General features: G+C 72.8%; 22 protein-coding genes and 1 pseudogene. 8 read left to right on the top strand and 15 right to left on the bottom strand.

Going from position 1 to position 25,102, the window contains the following annotated elements; all coding sequences use genetic code 11:
- Window positions 1–117 precede the first annotated feature (117 nt).
- Together QCN29_RS04130 and pip are read right to left on the bottom strand one after the other, a co-directional pair.
- Entirely contained in the window at window positions 118–1,125 is a 1,008-nt protein-coding gene (locus QCN29_RS04130; RefSeq protein WP_279926292.1) for an SCO0930 family lipoprotein, read from the bottom strand.
- Window positions 1,126–1,368: 243 nt separating this feature from the next.
- A pseudogene (gene pip / locus QCN29_RS04135) lies at window positions 1,369–2,323 on the bottom strand (prolyl aminopeptidase).
- Window positions 2,324–2,592: 269 nt separating this feature from the next.
- Between pip and QCN29_RS04140 the strand changes: the two are divergent.
- Entirely contained in the window at window positions 2,593–3,108 is a 516-nt protein-coding gene (locus QCN29_RS04140) for a hypothetical protein (RefSeq protein ID WP_279926293.1), read from the top strand.
- A 98-nt stretch (window positions 3,109–3,206) separates the two neighbouring features.
- On the opposite strand, the gene QCN29_RS04145 is transcribed toward QCN29_RS04140, so the two are convergent.
- Entirely contained in the window at window positions 3,207–3,689 is a 483-nt protein-coding gene (locus QCN29_RS04145; protein ID WP_279926294.1) for a hypothetical protein, read from the bottom strand.
- 378 nt (window positions 3,690–4,067) lie between these two features.
- Here QCN29_RS04145 and QCN29_RS04150 point away from each other — a divergent pair, with 378 nt between their 5' ends.
- Complete coding sequence (locus tag QCN29_RS04150; RefSeq protein WP_279926295.1) at window positions 4,068–4,721, top strand: class F sortase; 654 nt, start codon at window positions 4,068–4,070, stop codon at window positions 4,719–4,721.
- Window positions 4,722–4,843: 122 nt separating this feature from the next.
- Here the strand turns inward: QCN29_RS04150 and QCN29_RS04155 are convergent, their stop codons facing one another.
- Complete coding sequence (locus QCN29_RS04155) at window positions 4,844–5,776, bottom strand: polysaccharide deacetylase family protein (protein ID WP_279926296.1); 933 nt, start codon at window positions 5,774–5,776, stop codon at window positions 4,844–4,846.
- Window positions 5,777–5,909: 133 nt separating this feature from the next.
- Window positions 5,910–7,100, bottom strand: a complete 1,191-nt coding sequence (locus tag QCN29_RS04160; protein ID WP_279926297.1) for a CapA family protein — start codon at window positions 7,098–7,100, stop codon at window positions 5,910–5,912.
- A gap of 337 nt (window positions 7,101–7,437) precedes the next feature.
- Between QCN29_RS04160 and QCN29_RS04165 the strand changes: the two genes are divergently transcribed.
- The gene (locus QCN29_RS04165; protein ID WP_279926298.1) at window positions 7,438–8,028 is read left to right on the top strand and encodes a sigma-70 family RNA polymerase sigma factor; all 591 of its coding nucleotides are present in this window, start codon (window positions 7,438–7,440) and stop codon (window positions 8,026–8,028) included.
- A 224-nt stretch (window positions 8,029–8,252) separates the two neighbouring features.
- Entirely contained in the window at window positions 8,253–8,807 is a 555-nt protein-coding gene (locus QCN29_RS04170) for a hypothetical protein (RefSeq protein WP_240135701.1), read from the top strand.
- An 84-nt stretch (window positions 8,808–8,891) separates the two neighbouring features.
- Here QCN29_RS04170 and QCN29_RS04175 read toward each other — a convergent pair whose 3' ends face one another.
- From QCN29_RS04175 to QCN29_RS04190, 4 genes are all read right to left on the bottom strand, one after another.
- The gene (locus QCN29_RS04175; RefSeq protein WP_279926299.1) at window positions 8,892–10,109 is read right to left on the bottom strand and encodes a sensor histidine kinase; all 1,218 of its coding nucleotides are present in this window, start codon (window positions 10,107–10,109) and stop codon (window positions 8,892–8,894) included.
- Entirely contained in the window at window positions 10,106–11,926 is a 1,821-nt protein-coding gene (locus QCN29_RS04180; RefSeq protein WP_279926300.1) for a sodium/solute symporter, read from the bottom strand. Before QCN29_RS04180 ends, QCN29_RS04175 begins: the two co-directional genes overlap by 4 nt.
- A 34-nt stretch (window positions 11,927–11,960) precedes the next feature.
- Complete coding sequence (locus QCN29_RS04185; protein WP_279926301.1) at window positions 11,961–12,344, bottom strand: hypothetical protein; 384 nt, start codon at window positions 12,342–12,344, stop codon at window positions 11,961–11,963.
- 98 nt (window positions 12,345–12,442) lie between these two features.
- Window positions 12,443–13,234 carry a LytR/AlgR family response regulator transcription factor gene (locus QCN29_RS04190; RefSeq protein WP_279926302.1) on the bottom strand — a complete coding sequence of 264 codons (792 nt, stop codon included), beginning with the start codon at window positions 13,232–13,234 and terminating at the stop codon, window positions 12,443–12,445.
- A gap of 117 nt (window positions 13,235–13,351) precedes the next feature.
- On the opposite strand from QCN29_RS04190, the gene QCN29_RS04195 reads away from it, so the two are divergent.
- Entirely contained in the window at window positions 13,352–14,071 is a 720-nt protein-coding gene (locus QCN29_RS04195; protein ID WP_279926303.1) for a hypothetical protein, read from the top strand.
- A 12-nt stretch (window positions 14,072–14,083) separates the two neighbouring features.
- On the opposite strand, the gene QCN29_RS04200 is transcribed toward QCN29_RS04195, so the two are convergent.
- The 4 genes from QCN29_RS04200 to QCN29_RS04215 all read right to left on the bottom strand — a co-directional run bounded on the left by QCN29_RS04200 (window position 14,084) and on the right by QCN29_RS04215 (window position 19,830).
- Window positions 14,084–14,968 carry a DNA-formamidopyrimidine glycosylase family protein gene (locus tag QCN29_RS04200; RefSeq protein WP_279926304.1) on the bottom strand — a complete coding sequence of 295 codons (885 nt, stop codon included), beginning with the start codon at window positions 14,966–14,968 and terminating at the stop codon, window positions 14,084–14,086.
- Window positions 14,969–15,015: 47 nt separating this feature from the next.
- Window positions 15,016–16,410, bottom strand: coding sequence for a wax ester/triacylglycerol synthase family O-acyltransferase (locus QCN29_RS04205; protein ID WP_279926305.1), 1,395 nt, complete (start codon window positions 16,408–16,410; stop codon window positions 15,016–15,018).
- A gap of 169 nt (window positions 16,411–16,579) precedes the next feature.
- A complete protein-coding gene (locus tag QCN29_RS04210) occupies window positions 16,580–18,676 on the bottom strand; it encodes a SpoIIE family protein phosphatase (protein WP_279926306.1) in 2,097 nt (698 codons plus the stop codon).
- Between the two features lie 74 nt (window positions 18,677–18,750).
- Complete coding sequence (locus QCN29_RS04215; protein WP_279926307.1) at window positions 18,751–19,830, bottom strand: DUF6777 domain-containing protein; 1,080 nt, start codon at window positions 19,828–19,830, stop codon at window positions 18,751–18,753.
- Between the two features lie 143 nt (window positions 19,831–19,973).
- On the opposite strand from QCN29_RS04215, the gene QCN29_RS04220 reads away from it, so the two are divergent.
- The 3 genes from QCN29_RS04220 to QCN29_RS04230 are packed head-to-tail and all read left to right on the top strand — an operon-like array spanning window position 19,974 to window position 22,791.
- The gene (locus tag QCN29_RS04220; protein WP_279926308.1) at window positions 19,974–20,801 is read left to right on the top strand and encodes a YndJ family protein; all 828 of its coding nucleotides are present in this window, start codon (window positions 19,974–19,976) and stop codon (window positions 20,799–20,801) included.
- Window positions 20,798–21,373: a DUF1990 family protein gene (locus QCN29_RS04225; RefSeq protein WP_279926309.1), complete on the top strand. Its 576-nt coding sequence runs from the start codon at window positions 20,798–20,800 to the stop codon at window positions 21,371–21,373. Before QCN29_RS04220 ends, QCN29_RS04225 begins: the two co-directional genes overlap by 4 nt.
- Before the next feature lie 11 nt (window positions 21,374–21,384).
- Window positions 21,385–22,791: a lipase maturation factor family protein gene (locus QCN29_RS04230; RefSeq protein WP_279926310.1), complete on the top strand. Its 1,407-nt coding sequence runs from the start codon at window positions 21,385–21,387 to the stop codon at window positions 22,789–22,791.
- A 141-nt stretch (window positions 22,792–22,932) separates the two neighbouring features.
- Here the strand turns inward: QCN29_RS04230 and QCN29_RS04235 are convergent, their stop codons facing one another.
- Together QCN29_RS04235 and QCN29_RS04240 are read right to left on the bottom strand one after the other, a co-directional pair.
- A complete protein-coding gene (locus QCN29_RS04235) occupies window positions 22,933–23,106 on the bottom strand; it encodes a hypothetical protein (protein ID WP_240135689.1) in 174 nt (57 codons plus the stop codon).
- A 271-nt stretch (window positions 23,107–23,377) separates the two neighbouring features.
- Complete coding sequence (locus QCN29_RS04240) at window positions 23,378–24,838, bottom strand: SDR family NAD(P)-dependent oxidoreductase (RefSeq protein WP_279926311.1); 1,461 nt, start codon at window positions 24,836–24,838, stop codon at window positions 23,378–23,380.
- Between the last annotated feature and the right edge of the window lie 264 nt (window positions 24,839–25,102).

Below are 25,102 nucleotides of genomic sequence, written 5' to 3' on the forward strand. Positions count from 1 at the left end.
TCCGTTCTTGGTCACACCGCGCGTGCGCGGGCGGGGGACGAATCGGGCACATGCGACCGGCCCGCCCATGCGGGGAGCATGGGCGGGCCGGCGGGGCCGGAGGCGCGGCGTGGGGACTTATTCAGGCGCTCCGACCAGCTTTCCGTCGGGCCCGACGGCGTACCAGCTGCCGCCGACACCCTGACCGTTGGTGTCACCCGGCTTGGTGTCGCCGGCGAAGGTGTAGAGGGGCCGGCAGTCGATGGTCTGCTGCTTGATCCCGTCGGGGCGGTTGAACGTCACGTTGCCCCGCTTGGAGACCGTGATGCCCTCCATGTCGTCCGGGTCGACGGGGGCCACGACGGGCCACTTCTTCAGGCAGTCGTCCTTGCAGGCCGTCTTCATCGGCCAGGGGGAGTCCTTGGTGAAGCCGTAGACCGTCATCCCGTTCTTGTCGACGACCACCTCGCCCAGCTTGGGGTCCTTGCGGACGGAGAGTCCTGCCAGGTCGGCGGGGGCCTTGTCGTCTCCTCCGCCGCCGGCGACGTCCTCGCCGCCGTCCTCCCCGCCCCCTGCGCCCGCTTCGGCCTTCTTGCCGTCGGGCGCCGAGGCGAACCAGGTGCCGCCCACGCCCTGGCCGTTGACGTCCCCGGCCTTGGTGTCCTTGGCGTAGCGGTACATCGGCCAGCCGTCGATGGTGAGCTGCTTGGTCCCGTCGGAGCGGGTGACCTCGCCCATCAGCGAGGCGTCGACGCCCGGAGGTGCGGCGGCGCCCTCCGCGGAGACCACCGGCCATGCCTTCGCACAGTCGCCTTCGCAATTGGACTTGGGCGGGTTGGGTGTGTCCTTGTCGAAGCGGTACAGGGTGAAGCCCGCGCTGTCGGTGAGGACTTCGCCGAGGTCCCCGGACTTCCGCACGGCGAGTTGTCCCGCGGGCTTGGCCGCGGCCGCACCGCCGGCTTCCGCGCCGGAGCCGTAGCCGCCGCCCGCGCCGTATCCCGCGTCGGCGGGCTGCCCCGCCGGGTTGGCCGCGCCGACCGCCTGACCATTGGGTGTCTCGGCCCCGTTGTCCTGACCGCACGCCGTCGTCAGCGCGAGTACGGCCGCCGCAGTCACCGCGAGCGAGGCGTTCCGCCAGGTGTTCATGTGTACTCCACTCCCGAAGTCTCAACGCTTCATCGAGCCTGTCGCGACGCCCTGTGCGCCGTTCTTGCCCTACATACGAGGCCGGGGGCGGAGTCGGTTCAACACAACGGGAAAAATCTTCGAGCGTGACATTCGCGAAGGTGACAGGCCGTGGAGGAGAGCAGGGAATTCACCGTGCCGCGGGAATGGCTGGAAATCGACTGCCTCAGTCGTCTCTTGAGTACCAGAGCTCCTGAAGAGCACTCATGAGTCACCGGCGAAACGGTCCAACGCGGCGCCCAGCCGCGCCCGCAGGCCGTCGCTGCCCAGATGCCCCGCGTCGTCGACGACGATCAGTTCCGCGTCGGGCCAGGCCCGGCTGAGTTCCCATGCGGTGTCGAGAGGGCTGCTGAGATCGAGCCGGCCGTGGAAGAGGACCCCCGGAATTCCCTTCAGGCGTCCGGCGTCACGCAGCAGCGCGCCCTCTTCCAGCCAGGCGCCGTGGGCGAAGTAGTGGGCGGCGATGCGCACCATGGCGAGGCGGGCGGCCGAGGGCCGGCCCGAGTAGGGGGCGGGCGCTCCGTTCGGCTCCAGGCCGACGACGGCGTCCTCCCAGGCGCACCAGTCGGCCGCGGCCCTGGCGCGCACGCCCGCGTCGGGGTCGTCCAGCAGCCGGGCGTACGCGGCGAGAAGGCCGTCGCCCCGGTCGGCGCGGGCGGCTCCCTCACGGAAGCGTTCCCACTCCGCCGGGAAGAAGCGGCCGACGCCCCTGTAGAGCCAGTCGATCTCGGAACGGCGCGTGGTGGTGACGGAGTTGACGACGATCTCCGAGACCCGGTGCGGATGGGCCTCGGCGTACGCGAGGAGGAGGGTGGAGCCCCATGATCCGCCGTAGAGCAGCCAGCGCTCGACGGCCAGGTGCTCCCGGAGCCGTTCCATGTCGGCGACGAGGTGGTATGTGGTGTTGGGCCGCATGTCTGTCGGCGGCGTGCGGGGTGGAGCGGCCGCAGCCCCGCTGGTCGAACAGGACGAGTCGGTAGCGGTCGGGGTCGAAGTGGCGGCGCACCCCGGCGGAGCTGCCGGAGCCGGGGCCGCCGTGGACGTACACCGCGGGTTTGCCCGCGGGGTTCCCGCTGACCTCCCAGTGGACCGACTGTCCGTCGCCCACGTCGAGCATGCCCTGGTCGTACGGCTCGATGAGCGGATGCGGCGCGGTCATACGGGAGGCTCCTTCGCGGGCGGCGGGCGGAGCGCTCCAGCCTAGGCGGAGCGCGCCCGGCGCCGCCCCCGGTTTTCCCGGCCTGGGCCGCAGAGAGAAACGGCAGGTCGCAGACGCGTCATGACCCATTCGCAGCACAGCGATCGCGAGCGGTGAGGAGCGCTTCTAGGGTTTCGGATCGAGGTGCGGTGTCCGCCCTGCGGACATTCGGATCGCCTCTGCGGGCCTTCGGGTCCGCAGCCCTCCTCGGGGAAACCGGAGGATTGACCATGCACGCGACACGCATCGCGTCTGCGGCCCTGCTGGGCGCCGCAGCGCTCGGGCTGACCGCCCCGCCCGCGGCGGCGGTCCCCGAAGTGAACACCACGCCGTACGACTTCAAGGTCACGCCGTCCACGGTCGCCGCGGGCGGCCGGGTGACGCTGACCGCCGGGGGCTGTCCCACCACCGCCACGGCGGCTTCGGGAGTCTTCGACACCGTCACGATCCCGTCCGGCGGCGCCGCGACGGCTGCCGTCGACCGCGACGCCCGGCCCGGAGCGGTCTATTCCGTGAGCTTCGCCTGCGGTTCCGAGACCGCGTCGGTGAATCTGACCATCGCGGGCGCCCGCCCGACGGCCAGCTCCACCTCGCTGGCGCCCACGCGCGGCGTCCGCGGCGGTCTGGGCGGCAGCGCCGGCGGGGTCGACGCCGGTGAAGTGGCCGCGGGCGCCGTGCTCGTCGCCGCCGCGGCGACCGCGGCCGTCTATGTCATCCGCCGCCGTTCGGGCGACCGTCAGCACTGACTTCCGTCACGCTCCGCCCGTGACGCCCGTCGTCCCGAGTCCAGGCCTGGACTCGGGACGACGGGCGTAGTGAGCCGCTGACCGGGAGGTTCGGCCGGTCAGGCCTTTCCGCTGTCCATACGGCGACGGCGCGCGATGAACACGGCGCCTCCGAGGGCTGCCGTGGCCACCAGCCCGCTGCCGAGGGCCATCTCCGTGGAGCTCGGACCGAACGAGCCGCCCAGACCGCCCGAGGTGCCGCGGCCGGCGAGCACGGTGAACCTCTCGGTGGCGACCCTCGAGCTGTCGTTGCACCTGACGGCCAGGTTGTAGCGGCCCGGCGTCGCGTCGTTGTAGATGCGCGCCACCGCGGTCGAGCGGCCGTCGCGGTCGACCGACAGATGGGTCCTGGGAAACGCGTTCGACGTGACCGTGCCGCCATTCCTGCAGCCGTCGACTTTGATCGTCATCGTGGAGCCCTGATGGACCGAGGAGGGGTTGAGCCTGATGTTGGTCGGGCCGTTGTCGGCGACGGCCAGGGGGGCTGAGAGCCCGACGGCCGCGCAAGCGGCCGCAGCGACCGCGAGAGCGCGAGAACGCATCGTTGAACCTCCAGAGGAAGACGCACCGAAGCGGCGCTCCGGGGGAATTCGACGAGTACGCCTTCCATGACGAACACTCACGGGCTAGCGCACTCCGCGCATTTCGGCGCTGCTCCACCCCGGTGAGGCGACACGCCCGCAAGGGGCCGCCGACACGCCGACCGAGCTGACGGAGCCGCAGGTCACAGCCGAACCACCGGGCTGATCGGCTGATTACCCGGATGGGGCACCACGGTCGGCCCTCACCGCTCCACGCCCCGTCCGCAGCCCCGGGACCGCCCGGCGTGCCAGGACCGCCACCCGTTCGCCCCGCCCCGGTCGCCGTGGCCGCCGGGCGCGCTTAGCGTGCCAAGTGACCTGCGGAAGGAGAACGGCTCGATGGGCGATGACTACCGCGACCCGGAGACGAGGAGACGCTCGCCCTGGGGTGTGCTCGCTCTCGTCATGCTCACCGGGATCGCACTGATGAAGAACGGCGTCGACGTGTCCCTCGGTCCGCCCCAGCCCGCGGCGGCCGCCGCGCTCAGCACCGCCCGGGCCGGTGAGACGTTCATGCCGGTGCCTCTGGAGCCGCTGGAGTACGCCCCCGTCGCCCGGGTGAGCATTCCGTCCATCAAGGTGGACGCGCCGGTCGTCGACGTGGGCCTGGACGACGACGGCTGGGTCGCCGCCCCGCCCGCGGAGGACCCCAACCTCGCCGGCTGGTACCAGAACGGCATCGCCCCCGGGCAGCGCGGCACCGCCGTCGTGGTGGGCCATGTCGACAACAGGTCCGGCCCCGCGGTCTTCTACGGTCTCGGCTCCGTGAAGAAGGGCGGGCATGTCGAGGTGGCGCGCTTTGACGGCAAGGTCGTGGTCTTCGAGGTGTACGGCGTCGAGGTGTTCTCCAAGAACGACTTCCCCGGGCCGCGGGTGTACGCGGACACGGGGCATGCGGAGTTGCGGGTGATCACGTGTGGGGGCGGCTATTCGAGGGCCGGGGGGTACGACGGGAACGTGGTCGTGTTCGCTCGGATGGTCAAGGTCCGGTGACCTGCCCCCGGGGGCCTGTTCCCCGCCCCGCCCCCTCTGCCGAAACCCAGGTCCGCGGGCCGGGCCCCGCGCCTCGAACGCCGGCGGGGCTCGAACAGGGCGGAGCCCCCGGCGGGGAGGGGTCAGCGTCGCGGGACCGTGATGCGGTAGCCCTGGTCCAGCAGCCACGGCAGATAGCTGCGCAACGCGGCCACGCTCTGCGACCGGTCCCCGCCCGCGTCGTGTGAGAGGACCACGACGCCCGGCCCCGCCCCCTCCCTCACCCTGCGCACGATCGTTCCGGTGCCGGGCTCGGTCCAGTCGAGGGTGTCGACGGTCCAGGCGAGCGGCTCCATGCCGAGTTCCGCGCCGATCTCGAAGGAGTGCTTGTTCCAGGCGCCGAAGGGCGCCCGGTACCACAGCGGGGCACTGCCCAGTTCCCGGTCGACCACCTCGCTGGTGCGGCCCATCTCGTCGCGGATGCGGGACGGCGGGAGGGAGGGGATCAGAGGGTGCGACCAGGTGTGGTTGCCCACGACATGGCCGTCGTCCGCCATCTCGCGCAGCAGACCGCGGTGGGCGTCCGCCATCTCGCCGCAGATGAAGAACATCGCGGGCACGTCGTACTTGCGCAGCGTCTTGAGGATGCCGGGGGTGTAGCGGGGGTCGGGCCCGTCGTCGAAGGTGAGCACCATGGCCCGGCCCGCGCCGGACAGTTTGAGGAAGGGACGGGACCGCACCGGGGGCAGCACGCGGCGGACGGCCGACGGGGCGTAGGAGGTCATGGGCCGCAACCGGTAGGCCGTGGCGTTGACCGGTGACCCGGCGAGCGGCACGGCCTCGGGTCCGGCGGCGCCGTCGGCGGCTGCGCTCGCCGACGCCGAGGGGGCGGCGGCAGACGCCGAGGGCGCACCGGCAGGCGCCGCGCCGGTGGCTTGCGCCGTGCCCGCCGCGGAGGGGCGCGGGGAACGTCCGACGCCCTCGACGGCGAGCAGTCCGACCGTGGCGGTCGCGCCCAGGGCGGCGGCGGCGCGGAGCAGCGAGCGACGCCCCGCGGACGGCTGATCCTTTTTCATGACCAACTGCTCGCACGGTCGGCGGGTGACGCGCCAGCGAAACGCCGCAGATTACGGCGAAAGTACCCGATGGGAGCATTCCCTCGGCGCACGGCATGCCGCGCGCGCCCTCGCAGGGGTCGCTGCGGACGGGTCAGCGTCCCATCACGAGCCCGTCGTCGGCGGCGCCGCGGCTGAGGACGGCTTCGCTGATGGCGTTCTGTTCACGCTCGTAGTCGGTGTTCTCGCCGTAGCGGTGCAGTTCGTCGGGGAGGTTGACGACGCGGCCGCGTTCGATGTCCATCCACTGGGGGATGTACTCCGCCTTGGTCACGGTCCAGCGTCCGCCCTTCTCGGCCGGCGGGGCGAAGGTGAAGCGGGCGAGGGAGCCCTGGTTGCCGCGCGGGTCGAAGGAGCCGGAGTAGTTCGTCATGGGCCCGGCGATCTGGTCGCCCATGCCGTAGACGATCCAGGTGCCGTTGACCTTCTCGTAGGCCTGCGGGACATGGGCGTGGGTGCCGATGATGAGGTCGACGTCGGGGCGGCCCTCGGTGGCCGAGGCGGTGAGCTGCTCCCCGAGGGAGAGCTGGTCGTCGTCGGGGGCGGTCTGCCACTCGGTGCCCCAGTGCAGGCTGACGACCACGACGTCGGCGCCTGCCCTGCGGGCGGCGCGGGCGTCGGCGACGATCTTCTCCTCGTCGATCAGGTCGACCGCCCAGGGCTGCCCCTCGGGCATCGGGATGTCGTTGGTGCCGTAGGTGTAGGCCAGTTGGGCCACCTTGGCGCTGCCCGCCTTGAGCCAGGCGGGCCGGCGGTCCTCGTCCTGGGTGCGGGCCGATCCGGCGTGTTCGACGCCCGCCGCGTCCAGGGCGTCGAGCGTGCGGCGCACTCCGTCGGGGCCGTCGTCGAGGCTGTGGTTGGAGGCCGTGGAGCAGGAGTCGTAGCCGACCGCGGCGAGGGCCTGGGCGATCTCGGGCGGGGAGCGGAACAGGGGGTGGCCGCTGTAGTCGCCGTTCTCCCCGTACACGGTCTCCATATGGCAGATCGCCAGGTCGGCCCGGGAGACGGCGGGCATGACTCCGGCGAGCATGGGGCGGAAGTCATGGCCGTCGCCGTCGGCGTCGGCGGCCGCCTGGCGGATGACCGAGTCATGCGGGAGGACGTCGCCGCTGGCGACGAGGGTGAAGCCGCGCTGCTTCGCCTGCGCGGCGCCGCCCGCGGCGGAGGGGCCGGTGCCCTGCGGCTGCGCGGGCTCGCCGGCGCCGGGGGCGGCGCAGGCAGTGGCGGCGCCGAGGAGCAGGGCGGCGAGGGCGGCCGCGGTGTGTCGAGTGTGTCGCCAGGCCATCGAACGGACTCCTGAGCATGGTATGCGGCCGTATATCAGCACGAGTCAACATTAATCGGATGAGCAGATGTCCTGACAGTCATCTCGTGACGCCCGGGAGTCAAGGAACCGGGCCGGGCGGGTCGCCGGGACGGCCGAGGACCCGGTCCCGGCAGCAAGGCCCCGGGCTCCCCCGTCCGGCGGCTTCCGGCCGCCCGCTCACCGCACCGCTCGCCGACGGGAGCGACCGCTCGCCGAGGACCGCTGTGCGCCGTCTGTCGCAGCAGGTCCGCATGCGCTGCCATCACCTCGTGGAGGCGAACCACGACACGAACTCTGCGTCTAAGGGGTGTTGACCATGACTACCGCCGGGACGGCGACGACCGCCGGCGCCAAGACGGCGGACCGCAGTGCGACGGCCGGTGAGCGGGCGCTGACCGACGAGCGGGCGCTGGCGCGGCTCCAGCGCGAGCACGGCCCGGCCCTGCTGAGCTTTCTGCGGGGCCTCACCTACGGGGACCGGCAGCGGGCGGAGGACCTGGTGCAGGAGACCCTGGTGCGGGCCTGGCAGCATCCGGAGGCCTTCGAGCGCCCGTACGAGTCGATGCGGCCCTGGCTGTTCACCGTGGGCAGGCGGCTGGCGATCGACGCCCGCCGGTCCCGTCTGGCCCGCCCGGCGGAGATCGGCGACGGCGTGCTCGCCACCACTCCCGACCCCTGCGACCGCACGGAGACAGCCGTGGCCTCGCTCGACGTACGGGCGGCCGTGGACACCCTGAGCCCGGAGCACCGGGCGGTGCTGGAACGGCTGTACTTCTCTGGGCTGACCGTGAACGAGGCCGCCGAGGAACTCGGCATCCCGCCGGGCACCGTCAAGTCCCGCTCGTACTACGGTCTGCGCGCCCTCGCCCGCTGTCTCCCCGGCTACAGCGGATCCGCCGGACGATGAGCGCGCACGGTCCGACGCCGTCCCGACTCCCCGTCTCCCCGTCTCCCCGTCCCGTGCGTCACCGCGGCCCCGGCAGTGGACCCGGATCACTGCGATCACGACGCAGGAGCGACCGTATGCGAAACCTCACGCTCAAGTTGAGTAAAGACGGGTACCCAGCCGTGTCCTTCGGTGGAGGCTCGTCGTCGAGCCGTCCGAAGACGTCCGGGGAGAAGGTGGGAACGTTGCGGCCCGAGAGCACGAACGGCACCAGCGGAGGCCGGCTGACCGTCCCTATGGCGTGGCTGTGCGCCGAGTACATCGCCGATGAAATGCTCCGCACGGGCGAGCTCGTGGAGAGCGGGTCCCTGGAGTACCGGGCGGGACGTCAGACGCTGGCGCTCACCGTGTACCTGTGCAATGCCACGGAGGGGCTCGCGGGCGCCACCGCCGTCGCCCGGATCGACGAGTGGCTGGCCCTCACCTCGTACGGCCATCCCTGGCAGGAGTGGGTGGACGACAGACTCGCGGCCCGCGAGGCGAGGCAGCTGCGGGAGCCGGGCGGGGGCGCCGATCCCGACCTGGCGCTGGCGAGTGCCGCGTGGAAGTGGCTGCGGACGACGGAGCTGCTCGCCACGGACCTCGGCGACGGCGACCGTCCCTGGCCGTCCCACGGGCTGGGGCATCCCCTCGGCATGACCGGCCCCTTCGAGGCCGGTGTGGACGAGAGCGCGCGTATATGGACGCCTGCCTGGCGGCTGGGCCTGCCGCTGAGCCATCTGGCCATCCATCTGTTCTGACACGGTCCGGTGTCGTGACGTGACCGGCGGCCCGATGGGCCGGCGACCCGGCGTGGCCGACGCCGTCATACGGCGCGGCCGGACTCACGGGCGGTGGCGACCCGCCCCGGCGTGCACGCCCGGCTGGTACTTGGGGATCCGGATGGTGATCTTCATCCCTGCGCCGACGCCCGTCTCTATGACCAGCCCGTGCTCGTCCCCGTACACCTGACGCAGCCGCTCGTCGACATTGCAGAGCCCGACGCCAAAGGCGCCCGGCCGCTCCCCCGCCAGAATGCCGCGCAGCACCGCCGGGTCCATGCCCACGCCGTCGTCCTCGATGACCACCACCGCCTCGGCCCCCGCGTCCTGCGCCGCGATCGTGATGCGGCACGGCCGGCCCGAGTCCTCGAGCCCGTGTTTGACGGCGTTCTCCACCAGCGGCTGCAGACACAGAAACGGCAGCGCCACCGGCAGCACCTCCGGGGCGACCTGCAGCGTCACCTTGAGCCGGTCCCCGAAGCGCGCGCCCGCGAGCGCCAGATACTGCTCGATCGACCGCAGTTCGTCGGCGAGGTCGGTGAACTCGCCGTGCCTGCGGAAGGAGTAGCGGGTGAAGTCGGCGAACTCCAGCAGCAGCTCGCGCGCCCGCTCGGGGTCGGTCCGCACGAAGGACGCGATCGCGGCGAGCGAGTTGAAGATGAAGTGCGGTGAGATCTGGGCGCGCAGGGCGCGGATCTCCGCCTCGATCAACCGTGTCCGCGACCGGTCCAGTTCGGCCAGCTCCAGCTGTACGGAGACCCAGCGCGCCACCTCGGTAGCCGCGCGCACCAGCACGGCGGACTCCCGGGAGCCATAGGCGACCAGCGCCCCCAGCACCCCGTCCTCACCGGTCAGCGGCGCGATCACCGCCCAGCGCAGCGGACAGCGCACGTCGTCGCAACCGGTGTGCACGCTCTGGCTGCGCCCCGAGTCGAGGATGTCCGCGACCTTGGCCATCACCCGTGTCCTGTGGTGGTCCGCGCCGGCACCGTCCCAGGCGAGCACCGCCTCGCGGTCGGTCAGACACAGCGCCTCGGTGCCGAGCAGTGAGCGCAGCCGCCGCGCCGCCTTGCGGGCGGTGTCTTCGGTGAGTCCGGCACGCAGCGGGGGCGCGGCGAGCGAGGCGGTGTGCAGGGTGTGGAAGGTGGCCCGCTCGACGGGCGTGCCCAGGTCGAGGTCGGGCCGCTCGCCGCGGCGTGCGACGAGGCGGCCGACGGCCAGACCCGACACGAAGAGCAGCGCTCCTGCGGCGGACAGGACGACGGCTTGTGCGGCGGTCATGCCCCGGCTCCTTCCGTACGGTCGCCCTCCGGGGTCCCGGCCTGGCCGCCGCGGTCCCCGCCGGATCCCGCCGGGCGGCCCCAGTCGCGGGGCTCGCCGTCCGGGAGGTCCCGGTCCGCGAGGTCCTCCGGAAGGTGGAGGCGGGTGAGGAAGGCGGCCGCGCCGGAGGGGACACGGCGCGCTGTCGCCAGGGACACCAGCAGCATCGTCAGAAAGCCCAGTGGCACCGACCAGACGGCGGGCCAGGCCATCAGGGTGTGGCGCCAGCCGGCGGGCGCGAAGCCCGCGCGGGTGGCCAGCACCGCAGCCAGCGCGGATCCGCCGCCGACGACGAGCCCGGCGGCCGCGCCGGGCGGGGTGAGCCCGCGCCACCAGATGCCCAGCACCAGCAGCGGACAGAACGAGGACGCCGACACCGCGAAGGCGAGGCCCACCGCGTCGGCGACCGGCACGTTCTCCGACACCACGCTCAGGGCGAACGGCGCGGCCATGGCCAGCACGGCGGCGAGACGGAAGTGGTGTACCCCGCGCGACGGCAGGACGTCCTGGCTGATGACTCCGGCGACCGACATCGTCAGGCCTGACGCGGTCGACAGGAAGGCCGCGAAGGCGCCGCCCGCCAGCAGCGCGCCGAGCAGCTCTCCCGCGAGCCCGCCGAGGAGCCGGTCCGGCAGGACGAGCACGGCGGCGTCCGCATCGCCGGTGAGGGCCAGTTCGGGGGCGTAGATCCGGCCGAGCGCCCCGTAGACGGGCGGCAGCAGATAGAACACGCCGATCAGGGCCAGCACGACGAGGGTGGTGCGCCGGGCGGCGCGCCCGTCGGGGCTGGTGTAGAAGCGGACGGCGACATGCGGCAGGCCCATCGTGCCGAGGAACGTGGCGAGGATGAGCCCGTACGTGGCATACAGCCGGTGGCCGTCGCTGCCCGCGGACAGCGGCTGGGACCAGCCGGACGGACCGGCCTCGGCATGGGCGCGCTCAGGAGCCCGCGCCCCTTCGGGAAAGGCCAGTGCCGTACCCGACGCGACCGTGTGGGCGCCCTCGTCGAGGGTGAGGCGCCTCTCCTGGTAGGCCGTGCCGTCGACCGTTCCGGACACGGTGAGGGTGAGCGGTGCGTCGATCTCGATGCGGACGGTGTCGTCGACGCGCACGACGGTGTGCTCGCGGAAGGCCGACGGGGCGTCGAAGCGGGCGCGCGGTGCGTCGTCGCCCAGCCACGCGGCGACCAGGAAGAGCGCCGGAACGGTCAGGGCGGTGAGCTTCAGCCAGTACTGGAAGGCCTGGACGAAGGTGATGCTGCGCATGCCGCCGGCGGCCACCGCCCCGGTGACCACGACGGCGACGACGAGGGAGCCGACCCAGTCGGGCGCTCCGGTGAGGATCTCCAGGGTGAGCCCCGCGCCCTGGAGCTGCGGCAGCAGATAGAGCCAGCCGATGCCGACGACGAACAGGACGGCGAGCCGGCGGGCCGCGGCGGACTGAAGCCGGGCCTCGGCGAAGTCGGAGAGCGTGTACGCGCCCGAGCGGCGCAGCGGTGCGGCGACGAGCACGAGGAGGACGAGATAGCCGGCGGTGTAGCCGACGGGGTACCAGAGCATGTCCGGGCCCTGGAGCAGGATCAGCCCCGCGATGCCGAGGAAGGAGGCGGCGGAGAGGTACTCGCCGCTGATGGCGGCGGCGTTGAGGCGGGGGCCGACGGTGCGGGAGGCGACGTAGAAGTCGGAGGTGGTGCGGGATATGCGCAGGCCCAGGGCGCCGACGAGCACGGTGGCGAGCACTACGGCGGCGACGGCGGCCACCGCGTAGGTCTGGTTCACGCCGGGCCCCCCGGCGGCCGGGTGCGGGGCACGGTCAGCGGCCCTCGACGAGTGTGGTGAAATCGCGCTCGTTGCGCTCGGCGCGGCGTACGTACCAGCGGGCGATCAGCCAGATGACCGGGTAGACGCCGGCTCCGAGCGCCGCCCAGACGGCCGGCTCGGCGGGGAAGGGGCGGCCGCCGAACGCGGCGGGCAGGGCGAAGAGGAGCGGCAGCGAGCCGACCAGCAGGGCGAGCGCGCCGAGGGCGTACAGGGCCGCCCTGAGCTGACTGCGCATCAGGGAACGGACATAGGTGGCCCCCACCGTGGTGTGCTCGCTGATCTCCGACCGCGCCGGCGCATAGCCGGGCGCCGGACGCCGCACGGCGCGCGGCACCCCGGTGACCACCTCGCGGCGGGGTTGTTGCTCTGCAGACATCGTCCGTCCGCTCCAGCGTGTCGGCGAACTCTCGGGAGCTGTGGAGTCTACGCAGGAGCGATTGCGGTCGACAGGTGTCGTGCGGACACCGGCCGCGGTCAGCCGCGGGCGTGCCGCATCAGCAGTTCCCGCAGCTGGCGCGCGTGGCGGCGGCTGACGGCGAGTTCGGCGCCCTGGACGCGGACCGTGGTCGTCCCGGCGTCAAGGCGCAGCTCCTCGATCCGGGACAGGGCCACGAGGTGGCTGCGGTGGATGCGGACGAATCCCCGGGAGGCCCAGCGCTCCTCCAGCGTGGACAGGGGGATGCGCACCAGATGGCTGGCCCCGCCGCGGGTGTGGAGCCGGGCGTAGTCGCCCTGGGCCTCGACATAGGAGATGTCGTCCACCGGTATGAAACGGGTGACGCCGCCGAGTTCCACGGGGATCTGCTCCCCGCCGCTGACAGCGGGGGCGGGGTGGACGGCAGGCCGCAGGGGGGCGGCCTCGGGCGGACCCGGCGCCGCCGCGAGGTCCGAGACACGCCGCACCGCCTCGGCGAGGCGTTCCCTGCGCACCGGTTTGAGGACGTAGTCGACTGCCTTCAGGTCGAACGCCTGGACGGCGAAGCCCTCGTGCGCGGTGACGAAGACGATCAGCGGGGGGCGGGCGAAGCCGGTGAGGAGCCGGGCCACGTCGAGTCCGGTGAGCCCGGCCATGTGGATGTCGAGGAAGACGACGTCGACGGCGTCCTCGCCGTCCGGCCCGGCCTGGAGGGCACGGGTGATGCGGCGCAGGGCCTCGGTGGCGTCCGTGGCCCCTTCGGCGCTGGTGATGCGGGTGTCGGAGCGGAGCAGGTACAGCAGCTCTTCGAGAGCAGGTCTCTCGTCGTCGACGGCCAGTGCGCGCAGCATGCTGCGGAGTGTAGGCGGGCCGTTGGAACCCCGGCCACGGAGCGGTTGAACTGGGCGGGGATGCGCTGCGTATACCAGGACGACACAGCTGGACAGGAGAGGAATCGAGGACCGCCCATGAGTGCGCAGCAGCGGCACCGGGACGCGGCCGCCTATGCGCTGGGCGTGCTGGAGCCCGCGGACGCGTTCCGCTTTGAGGAGCATCTGGCCCGATGTGTGATGTGCGCGGTGTGGCTGTCGGACTTCGCGCCGACGACGGCGGCGCTCGCGGAGCTGGCAGGGCCGTGCCCCGTGTGGGGCTGCCGGCCCGGCGGGCGGATGCTGGATCGGCTGACGCGCGAGGTGGCGGGGCGCGCGCGGCGGGCCCGCCGGCGGCGTCTGGCACTGGTCGCGGCGGCCGCGGCGCTGGTCGTCGCACTGCCGGCGGGTGTGGTGGCGTACCGCGGCGGAGCGGCGGGAGAGGCTGACGCGGCCGGGCGGACGACCGTCGTCAGGGACGCCGCGTCGGGGGTGACCGCCGAGGCGACGACACGGGACCAGGAGTGGGGTACGGCGGTCGCGCTGCGGCTGTCGGGGCTGGCGGGGCTGGCGGATCGCAAGGCGTTCCGCCTGGTGGCGGTGGGCAAGGACGGGGCGGACCATCCCGTGCTCGGGTGGTCGCAGCCGTCCGGCTCCGGGCCGCGGGGCGGCGCCGAGGAGCCGGTCACGCTGGAGGGCGGCACGGATCTGCCGAGCGGGGAGATCGCACGGTGGGAGGTGTGGGACGAGGGCGGGGAGCGAGTGCTGTCGCTGGGCGGCGACGACAGGCCCGAGGGCCGCAGGCCGTCAGGCCCCTGAGACCGCCTCAGGTCATTTGAGCAGCCTGGAGAGTCTGCGGTCTGCCAGCGGCCTGCCGCCGGTCTGGCAGGTGGGGCAGTACTGGAGCGAGGAGTCGCTGAAGGAGACCTCGCGGATCGTGTCGCCGCAGACGGGGCACGGCCGGCCGGTGCGGCCGTGGACGCGCAGACCGCTCTTCTTCTCGGCCTTGAGGCGGCCCGCGGCGAGTCCCCGGGAGCGCTCCACGGCCTCCCGGAGGGTGGAGCGCAGGGCGGCGTACAGCGTGGACGTCTCCTGCTCGGTGAGGTTCTGCACGGGTTTGAAGGGGGAGAGCTTCGCGGCGTGCAGGATCTCGTCGCTGTAGGCGTTGCCGATGCCGGCGATCAGGCTCTGGTCGCGCAGCGCGCCTTTGACCTGCCGGCGTTCGCCCGTCAGCAGGGCGGCGAAGGCCGCCCGGTCGAAGTCGGCGGCGAGCGGGTCGGGGCCGAGGCGGGCGATGCCCGGGACGTCGGACGGGTCGCGGACGAGGTGCACGGCGAGCCTTTTGGCGGTGCCCGCCTCCGTGAGGTCGAACCCCGCGCCGGAGGCGAGGGCCGCCCGCAGCGCCAGAGGGCCCCTTCCCGGCCGCGGGGGCACGGCCGGGAGCTCGTCCTTCCACTGCAGCCAGCCGGCGCGGGCGAGATGCACGACGAGGTGGAGCGTGCGCTCCGTTCCGCCGGCGGCACTGTCCGCCGTGATGTCCAGCCACTTTCCGTGGCGGGCCGCGGCGGTGGCCCGCGCGCCTTCGAGGGCGGACAGCGGCGGGTCGTAGGTCTTGAGGACGCTGATCGCCACAGGGGTCACGCGGGCGAAGTCCTCGCCCACGAGGCGCTCGTCGAGGAACTCCCGCAGGGCCTCCACTTCGGGCAGCTCGGGCATGTCTCCAGGGTGCCGCAGGCCTGCGCGCGGCGCAGTTCGCGGGTCGGTCAGTCCACCGCCGCCGCCAGGGCGGACAGCTCTTCGTGGAGTGCGTGGGCGAGGCGGTCGAGGTCGGGGACGGCCCGGGCGTCGGCGACGAGGCCGACGTGGGCGCGGTCGGCATAGGGGGTCAGGGCGACGGCCAGAGACTGGCCGCGGGGCAGGGGCGCCAGGGGGAACAGCGCACGCAGCGGGCAGCCGCCGAGGCGGAGGGCCGAGCGGGGCAGCGGGACATTGGTCACCAGCAGGTCGAACAGCAGCCGCGCTGCGCTGCCGGCCAACGGGGCGGCGAACCGGTGGGCGATCGGGGGCAGTTGGTCGGCGAGGACGGCCAGCGCGCCCGCGCCCCGCAGCGGGCCCGCGGCCTTGTTGCGGTCCATCGCCTCCCGCACGGCGCGCAGCCGCGCACGCGGGTCGTCCTCGCCGACCGGCAGGGTCAGCAGATATCCGGAGAGCAGATTGCCGGTGCCGGACGGACTGCCGGGCCGGCGCCGGGAGACCGGCACCAGGGCGCGGGGGTCGGCCGCCGGGGGCTCCTCGCCCCGCTCCCGCATCCAGCGGCGCAGCGCTCCCGCCACCGTCGCGAGCAGAACGTCGTTGGCGGTGCCGCCGACCGCTCTGCGCACCCTCCGGACCTCGTCGAGTCCGAGGACGGCGGTGCCCAGCCGGCGTCGGCCGCTGGCGACTGCGGTGAGGGCCGGGTGGGCCCCGGGGTCGAGCCGGCTGGCCCGTACGACGGACGCCCCGACGCCGACGGCGCGGCCCAGTTCCTCGATGCGGCCGCGCGCCAGCCCCGCGGCCTCCCGGGGTCCGGCGAGCCAGGGCCGGGGCAGAACGGTGCGGGCGGGTCCGCGGGGCGGTTGCGCGGCGCCCCGGAGGTCCGCGATCTCGTCGAAGATCCCGGCGCCGATGGCGACGGCCCTCATGCCGTCGGCCAGGGCGTGGTGGAGCTTGACGAGCACCGCGAAGCGGAGTGTGCCGCCGTCCGCGCCGCCGTCCTGCTCCGACGCGCCGGTGAGCAGGTACATCTCCCAGGGCGGCAGCCCCCGCGCGAGGGGGCGCTCCATCAGCTCCCCGGCCGCGGCGACGGCCCGGCGCTCGAAATCGCCGCCGGGGAGCGTCAGCCGGCGGACGTGGCGGCGGACGTCGAAGTCCTCCGCGGCCGTCCACGCCGCGCCGCCGACGGGGAGCAGGACGTCGCGCACCCGCATGCGCAGCCGCGGGATCGCGGCGACCCGCTCGGCGAGCAGGCCGAGGATCGGCTCGCTCTGCCCGGACCGCTCGCCCTGGCCGGGCACGGGGCCGGGGCCGAAGAAGGCGAGCGCGCCGAGATGCATGGGGTGGGCTGGGGTTTCGAGATGCCAGAACGCCAGGTCGACAGGTGCCAGTAGCTCGCTGCTCAAGGGGTCCTCATGTCCTCGAAGGCCGGGAACCGAAAGTCAACATCTCCCGATCAGTTACGGTCAAGTATGATCGATTCACACTGAGTTAACAGTGCGTGTCGTGCGTCCGCCGGAACTGCCCGTGCGGCCCGTGCCGACCCCCCGTCGACCCGCCCGCCTGTCCGCGGAGCTACCCGCCGGGCCCGCCGGGGAACGCGGCCGGCACCCGCTCCGGGATGATGAACTCGCACCACACGCACTTGCCGCTGCCCCGGGACTCCACCCCCCACGCCTCCGCAAGCCGGTCCACCAGCATCAGCCCGCGCCCGGAGACGCCGGACTCGCCCGCGTCCCGGCGTCGCGGCAGGGCGCTGGAGCGGTCCTCGACCTCCACCCTCAGCCGGCGCTCCATGGCGGACAGCACCCGGATCGTCACGATCGCCCCGCCGTCGGTGTGCATCAGCGCATTGGTGACCAGCTCGTCGGCGGCCAGCTCGATCTCGTCCGACCGCTCCCGCGCCCCCCATGCCCGCACGGCCGCCCTGATCATGTGCCGGGCGGAGCGCAGCGCCTCGGGGTCGTTCTGCGCGACGTGCTGCTGCAGCCGCCCGCCGGTCTGCGGGCCGACCGCGCCCTTGCGGCGCAACAGCAGCAGGGCCACGTCGTCCTCGCCGCCCCGTTCGTCGACCACCTCGCACAGCCGGTCCGCGAGCAGCTGCAGATCGCGCGGACCGCTGTCCACGAGCGAGGTCAGCAGTTGCATCCCGTCGTCGAAGTCCGCGCCGGGCATCTCCACCAGCCCGTCGGTGTAGAGCAGCAGGATCTGGCCGGGGTCCAGCTCCACGGTGGTCACCGGGTACTCCAGCCGGCCGAACTCCGCCGAGAGGCCGAGCGGCAGCCCGCCCTCCACCGGCAGTCGCCGGGACGCGCCGTCGCTCTGCCGGATCAGCGGGTCGACATGTCCGGCGCGCACCACCTGCACGACGCCCGTGGACAGGTCGGCCTCCGCATAGGTGCAGGTCGCGAAGCGGTCGGTGTCCAGCTCATGGAGGAAGACGGACGCCCGGGCCATCACGGTGGCCGGGGTGTGCCCCTCGGCCGCGTAGGCGCGCAGCACGATCCGGAGCTGTCCCATGACCGCGGCGGCGTGGGTGTCATGGCCCTGTACGTCCCCGATGACCGCGCCGACCCGGCCGCCGGGCAGGCTGATGACGTCGTACCAGTCGCCGCCGATGTCCTGGCCGAGGCGGGCGGAGCGGTAGCGCACGGCGATCTGCGCGCCCGGCACTTCCGGGATGCGCCGAGGCAGCATCGCCTGCTGCAGACCCTCCGCGAGGTCGTGCTCCTGCTCGTAGAGCATGGCCCGCTGCAGGCTCTGCGCGATGCTGCTGCCGAGCGCCACCAGCACATTGCGCTCCTCGGCGCTGAATCCGTACCGGTCGCGGTAGAGCAGGCCCAGTGCGCCGATCGGGCGGGCCTGGGCGATCAGCGGCAGATAGGCGGCCGCGTTGATGCCCAGGTGGGCGATGTGCGGCCAGAGCAGCGGATAGGACTCGGCGAAGTCCTCCTTGGACTCGATGAAGCGGGGGGCGAGGGTGCGTACCACCTCGCTCATCGGATAGCCCTCGTCGATGCGGGTGTAGCGGGTGCCGGGGACGAAGGAGCCCTCGGGGCCTTCGGCCACCAGATGGATGCGGCCCGACTCCAGCAGGCCCATCACCAGGCTGGTCGCGCCGAAGTGCTCCAGTCCGTGCGAGTCGTTCAGGATGTCGATCACGTCCTGGACGGTTCTGGCGTGGGCGAGCGCGGCGGTGGTGGACTCCACCACGCTGGTCTGGCGGCGGCGTTCGACGTCGACTTCGCGGCGGGCCAGGGAGTCGGCCAGCTCCTGGGTGGCGTCGCGGACGATGCCGATGATCCGCAGCGGCCGCCCGCCCTCGTCGCGGCGCACGGTGCCCTGGGTGTGCGTCCAGCGCAGGCTCCCGTCACGGCAGCGGATGCGGAAGTAGGCGCCGTAGTGGTCCTCGCCGTTCTTGAGGGCCTGCGCCACGACGGCGTCGAGGCGGACGCGCTCGTCCGCGGGCACCCGGGAGGCGAGGCTCTCCGGGTGGCCGGCGTATTCGTCGGGGCGCAGATCGAACACCTCGAGGGCGGACCGGTCCAGGTGGAGCAGTCCGCTGGCCAGGTCCCAGTCGAAGCTGCCCATGCGGTTGAGGGTGAGGCTCAGATCCGGATGGGCCGGCCAGTCGTCGGGGAGCGACAGGGCACCCGCTGCCCGCTCAACCATGGAGCCACTCTGCCATCATTCGCCGGTTTCTTCGACTGTTCCGCTGGTCCGCTCACCGCTGCCCGCCGGGCCGCTCAGCCGGGGAAGAGGTCCGGCTGGGCCGCCGCGTCGGCGGCGATCGGTTCGTCGGGGCCGGTCCTGGTGACGTCGTTCTCAGGCGGCACGGGCGCGTCCGAGGGCGGCTCGACCGGAGGCGGAGCGACCGGAGGCGGAGCGACGGGGTCGGACGGCGCGGGAGGAGGGCTGCCGGGGGCGGCCTGCCCGGGCGCGTCGGGGACGGCCGGGCCGCCGTCCGGTGCGGACGAAGTCCCGGCCTGCGGCCCGTCGAAGACGTCGTCGGGGTCGACGGGCGGCAGCACGTCGGGCTCCCGGTCCTCCTCGCCGTCGGTTCCGGTCCTGCGTTCGATCCAGGTGCCGTTGTCCACGTCGACGATGATCAGGCTGCTGACGATCTGTGCGGAGGGCTTGACCACGACGCTCTTCTCCGGCCGGAAGCCGGGCCATGGGCGCCCGCTGTACACGACGGCGCCGTCGACCGCGACGGGCGCCTTGAGCGGATTGCCGCAGGCGCAGCGCACACGCGGCGCGCCGTACTCGTCCGCCAGCACCGCGGTGCCGGTCTGCAGGACGGACTGGAAGGCGACGGCGGCGCCGGAGCGGTAGCCGTGGTTGGTGACACGCGTGTCGGCACGCAGCACGACGGGCGTCAGCCCGCGCAGGAAGGACGGGACGGCCTCCTGGGTGATGGCGGCCGCCCGGGCGAAGGCGCGTGTCTTGGACTGGTCGGCGCCCAGCAGGCTGACCAGTCGTTCCGTGTCGCAGCTCGGCTCGTTGCGGACGCCGCCGTAGAGGCCGGCCATGGAGCCGGAGACGGTGCGCAACGACTGGACGGTGGGGCCGGGGCTGGGCGAAGGCGTCGCAGTGTCCGTGGGCGACGCCGTCGGCCGAGCGGTCCCGTCGGGGCGCGGGCTGGGCATCACCAGGGACGCCGAGGTGGTGAAGGGATCGGGGCCGGGTGAGGCGACCGGCTGCAGAAGGATCTTCTCAGGGCCCGCCGCCTCACTGTCGCCGCCGCATCCGGAGGCGAACAGTCCGATGGACAGCGCGATCGCGACGACGGTCGCGGCATATCCGCGGCGCGTGGATGAGCGCACAGATGCTCCCGACTCTCCTGCCCGACATGTCGCTATACGTTTTGCCGGAATTCAGCGGCGGTCGCGACTTGAACATGTTCAAATAACCTTCTACTGTCATCCGCGAAGGAATTGAACATGTTCAAAGCCGGGGTGGGATATCGATGTCCGTGCTGGTCAACCTGATCGTGATGCTCGGCATGCTGTTCGTCGTGCCCGCCGGGCTGCGTCTGATCGACGCCGAGGGGCTCGCGCCCATTCGGCGGACATGGCTGCTGTTCGCGGCGCCCGGGGCGGTCGCGCTGTGGCTGCCGCGCTCGCCCGCGGCCGTGGCGCTGGCCTCGGTCTACGCGATCGGCACCCTGCTGCCGGCCGCGGCCGCCGTCCGCAGGCTGTCATGCACCCGCTCCCCGTCGGCGGCCGAGGCGGCGGTGCTCGCCGCACTGGCCGCCCCCTCGGTGGCGGGAGCGGCGCTGGTGGCGGAGCGCTCGGGCCATGAGCTGTTCGGCTTCAGCCTGGAGATCCTGGCCCTGACGGTGCCGCACTTCCACTACGCGGGTTTCGCGGCGGCCCTCGTGGCCGGGCTCGTGTGCCGCACCGCCGAGGGTCCGGCCGCCCGCTTCGCGGCGCTCAGCGTGCCGCTGGGCACGCTGCTCGTGCTGGCCGGCTACTTCATCGACGACTGGGCCGAGCTGGCCGGAGCGCTCGTCCTGACCGCGGGCATGTGGACCGTGGCACTGTTGACCTGGCGCGACATCCGGACCGGCGGACGGGACCGGGTCACCCGCGCCCTGTTGGCCGTCTCGGCGGCGGTCCTGGCGGCCACCATGCTGCTCGCGCTGAGCTGGGCGGCGGGCGAGGCCACCGGCCTCCCCCGCCCGAGCCTGACCTGGATGGCCGCCACCCACGGCCTGGGCAACGCCCTCGGCTTCGCGCTCTGCTCGATCCTCGCCTGGCGACGCCTCAAGGAGACCAAGGAGACCCCCGCATGAGCCGCGCCCGCCGCCCCGGCCGCGACCGCCGTACGCCGGGACGCGACGCCCGCACGGACCGGGACGCCCGCGTGCTCGGCTACGCCGAGGTCGGCGCCACCCGCCATGAGCCGCTGCCCTCCGGCTACCGCCACCTCCGCCACACCGAGCCGATCGGACGAGGCCGCCCCTGCTTCGAGGCCGCGGGCGCCGCGGTCACCACATGGGGGATGCACCGCGGGTCGGGCGCCCGGGTGGACAGCGACGCGGTCCGGGCGGAGCCCGGCGTACGGCTGGAGGTGTCGGCCGGCCTCGGCCCGCTGCGGCTGGGCGCGCCGTGCGAGGTGGTGTGGACGGCGTACGGGCCGGACCGGACGGGCTTCGCCTACGGAACGCTGACCGGGCACCCGGAGCGCGGCGAGGAGTCGTTCGTCGTCGACCTCCGCGAGGACGGGACGGTGTGGTTCACGGTCACCGCCTTCAGCAGGCCCGCCGCCTGGTACACGCGGCTCGCCGGCCCGCTCGTCCCCGTGCTTCAGCGGAAGTACGCCCGCCGGCTCGGCCGCACCCTGCGGAACATCGCCGCGGATTGATACTGGGAGTGATGGAATGGTTCACGGATGGTGACTACTGGCTGAGCCGGCTTGTCTTCCAGCGGGCTCTCGCCGGTGTGTACCTGATCGCGTTCCTCACCGCGGCGCTCCAGTTCCGGGCGCTGATCGGCGAGCGTGGCATGCTGCCCGTCCCCGACTACCTGCGGCAGGCGTCGCCCCGGCAGACGCCGAGCCTGTTCCACCTCCACTACTCGGACCGCTTCTTCGCCGCGGTCGCCTGGGCCGGCTGCGCGCTCGCCGCGGCCCTCGCGGCCGGGGCGGCCGACCAGGTGCCGCTGTGGGCGGCGATGGCCTGCTGGGCGGTGCTGTGGGCGCTGTATCTGTCCATCGTCAACGTGGGGCAGACCTGGTACGGCTTCGGATGGGAGTCGCTGCTGCTGGAGACGGGGTTCCTGGCCGTCTTCCTCGGGAACGAGCGGACCGCGCCGCCGGTGCTGGTGCTCTGGATGCTGCGGTGGGTGCTGTTCCGGGTGGAGTTCGGCGCGGGACTGATCAAGATCCGCGGGGATCGGTGCTGGCGGGATCTGACCTGCCTCCAGTACCACCATGAGACCCAGCCGATGCCGGGGCCGCTGAGCTGGTTCTTCCACCGGATGCCGCGCCCCCTGCACCGCGTCGAGGCCGCCGCCAACCATGTGACGCAGCTGCTGGTGCCGGTGCTGCTGTTCACCCCCCAGCCCGTGGCGTCGGCGGCGGCCGGGCTGATGGTGCTCACCCAGCTGTGGCTGGTGCTGTCCGGCAACTTCTCCTGGCTGAACTGGCTGACGATCGCCCTCGCGCTCTCCGCGGTGGACTTCTCGGCCGTGGCGGCGCCCCCGTCGCTGCCCCGGCCGCCGCTCTGGTACGAGGCCGTCGTGATCGCGGTCGCCGCCGGGGTGCTGCTCCTCAGCTACCGGCCGGCGCGCAATCTGCTCTCCCGCCGCCAGGCGATGAACCGCTCCTTCGATCCCTTCCATCTGGTCAACGCCTACGGCGCGTTCGGCTCGGTGGGCCGGGTCCGCTTCGAGGTGGTCGTCGAGGGCACGGACGAGCAGGCGCCGCACGAGGGCACGGTGTGGCGCGAGTACGGCTTCAAGGGCAAGCCCACCGACGTCCGCAGACTGCCGCGCCAGTACGCCCCGTACCATCTGCGGCTGGACTGGATGATGTGGTTCGCCGCCCTGTCCCCCGCCTACGCCCGCTCCTGGTTCGGCCCCTTCGTCGCACGTCTCCTGGACGGCGACCGCGACACCCTGCGCCTGCTCGCCCGCAACCCCTTCCCCGACGCTCCGCCGGTGTACGTCAGGGCCCGGCTCTTCCACTACCGCTTCACGACCTGGCGCGAACTGCGCGCCACCGGCGCCTGGTGGCACCGCACTTATGTGCGCGACTTCCTCCGCCCGACGCGGCTGCGCTGAGCCCGCGCCACAGCCGGGACGCCGGCGGAGGGCCCCGTACGGCGACGAACCGCCGTCAGCGCCTTGCGCCCGACCGGTTCACCCGGACGGCCGTACCCCCTGGCTCCGGGGCCAGGGGGTACGGGAACGAAGCACCGCGCTTCAGTCGACGCCGGGCAGGATGTGGGGCTCAGCGAGGTCGTCTTCGTAACCGGCCAGCCGGATGGGGGCCGAGCGGGCCCATACATCGAGGCTGTTGAGCTCTTCCGGCTGATTGGCTTGCTCGTCGGCGCCTTCCGGTGGGCGCTTGTCATGCTTCGTCACTTCTGTCGTCACCGCGCACTCCTCTGTGTCGCGTAAAGGGGACAGGGGCAGTTCGGTCGCGGTGGCGCCGTCGCTGGCGGGACCGCAGCCTCTTTCAGGCCTGTCCCAGGACGACCGAGGGGGCTTCGTGGATCCCTTGGAGGCCGTCCGTTCACCCAAGACTAACCAAATGAGCGCGCCCCCGCTCGATGGGGCCTGTAAATCTGCTCAATTCCGGCCAGTTGTCCCATGCTCTGTTTAACACGAGGACGCTGGGTGGTGCGTGACTGGTGCGTCAGACGAGTTACCAGTTGGCGGGGGCGTAGTCCTTGAGGAAGCAGCCGTACAGATCCTCGCCCGACTCGCCCCGTACGATCGGGTCGTAGACGCGGGCCGCCCCGTCGACCAGATCGAGCGGAGCGTGGAAACCCGCGTCCGCCAGGCGCATCTTGTCCGGGTGCGGACGCTCGTCGGTGATCCACCCGGTGTCGACCGCGGTCATCAGGATGCCGTCGGTCTCGAACATCTCCTGGGCGCTGGTGCGGGTGAGCATGTTCAGCGCGGCTTTGGCCATGTTCGTGTGCGGGTGTCCCGCTCCCTTGTAGCCGCGGCCGAAGACGCCCTCCATCGCGGAGACGTTGACGACGTAGGCGCGCCGGGCGGAGGAGGCGGCGAGCGCCGGACGGAGCCTGCTGATCAGGATGAACGGCGCGGTGGAGTTGCAGAGCTGGACCTCGAGCAGTTCGACGGGGTCCACCTCGGAGACCGTCTGGACCCAGCTGTTGGTGTCATGCAGATCGGGGACCAGCCCGCCGGCGTCGATGGCGGTGCCCGCCTCGATCCTGGCAAGGGATGCGGAGCCGGTGACCAGCGCCAGTTCGGCGACGTCCTGGGCGGTCAGCTTCTCGCCGCCCCCGACGGGCAGCGCCGCCTGCGCGCCGCTGCCGAAGGCGCCGATCACCTCGGAGGCCGGCAGCTCGCCCGCGGGCAGCGGGGCGGCCTCGGCGGCGAGCAGCTCGCTGTAGGCCTGCTGGGAGCGGCGCACCGTCTGCGCGGCGTTGTTGATCAGGACGTCCAGCGGCCCCTCGGCGGCCACCGAGTCGGCCAGGGCGACGACCTGGGCCGGATCCCGCAGATCAATGCCGACGATCTTGAGACGGTGGATCCACTCGTCGCTGTCCGGCATCGCCTTGAAGCGGCGGATCGCGTCCTTGGGGAAGCGGGTGGTGACGGTGGTGTGCGCGCCGTCGCGCAGCAGCCGCAGCGCGATATACATGCCGATCTTGGCGCGGCCGCCGGTGAGCAGGGCCCGCCGACCGGTCAGATCGGCGCGGGCGTCGCGGCGGACGCGGTTCTCGGCGGCGCACTTCTGGCACAGCTGGTGGTAGAAGGCGTCGACCTCGGTGTAGCGGGTCTTGCAGATGTAGCAGGAACGGGGGCGCTGGAGTATGCCCGCGATCTCCCCGACGACCGAGGAGGTGGGCAGCAGCCCCTGGGTCTCGTCGTCGATGCGGTCGGCGGAGCCGGTGGCGGTGGCCTCGGTGACCGCCCGGTCATGGGCGGTCTTGGCCGCCCGGCGCTCCTGGCGGCGGCGCTGCTTCACGGTGCGGTAGACGCCCGCGGTGGCCCGGCGTACGGCGACCGCGTCGGGGTGGTCGATCTCCAGCTCGTCCAGCTCGTCGAGCACGCCCAGACAGACGGCGAGCCGCTCGGGGTCGATGCCCGGGCCGTACGCCGGTGCCGGGCTTTCGTTGGTCGCCGTCATCGCGGATGCCGATTCCTCTGTCACTCGTACGCCGTAGTTCCAAGAGTGAAACTTTACTGAGTGCTCAAGTATTCGGCCAAATGCCCCCACGAGCCGCCCGAGCCCTTGACACCGCCACCACCGCCGCCGCACAGACCCGGAGCGAACTCTGCCGACTGGCGCAAGGGACCCGGCTTCACCTAGTGGACTAGACCTCCGGGCGGGCGTGATCTGCAGGGCGCACCGGATCTCGGTCCGGCATGCCCTTGCAGGGAGGAACGTTCA

It is taken from the genome of Streptomyces chengmaiensis, assembly GCF_029846775.1.
Lineage (GTDB): Bacteria > Actinomycetota > Actinomycetes > Streptomycetales > Streptomycetaceae > Streptomyces > Streptomyces chengmaiensis.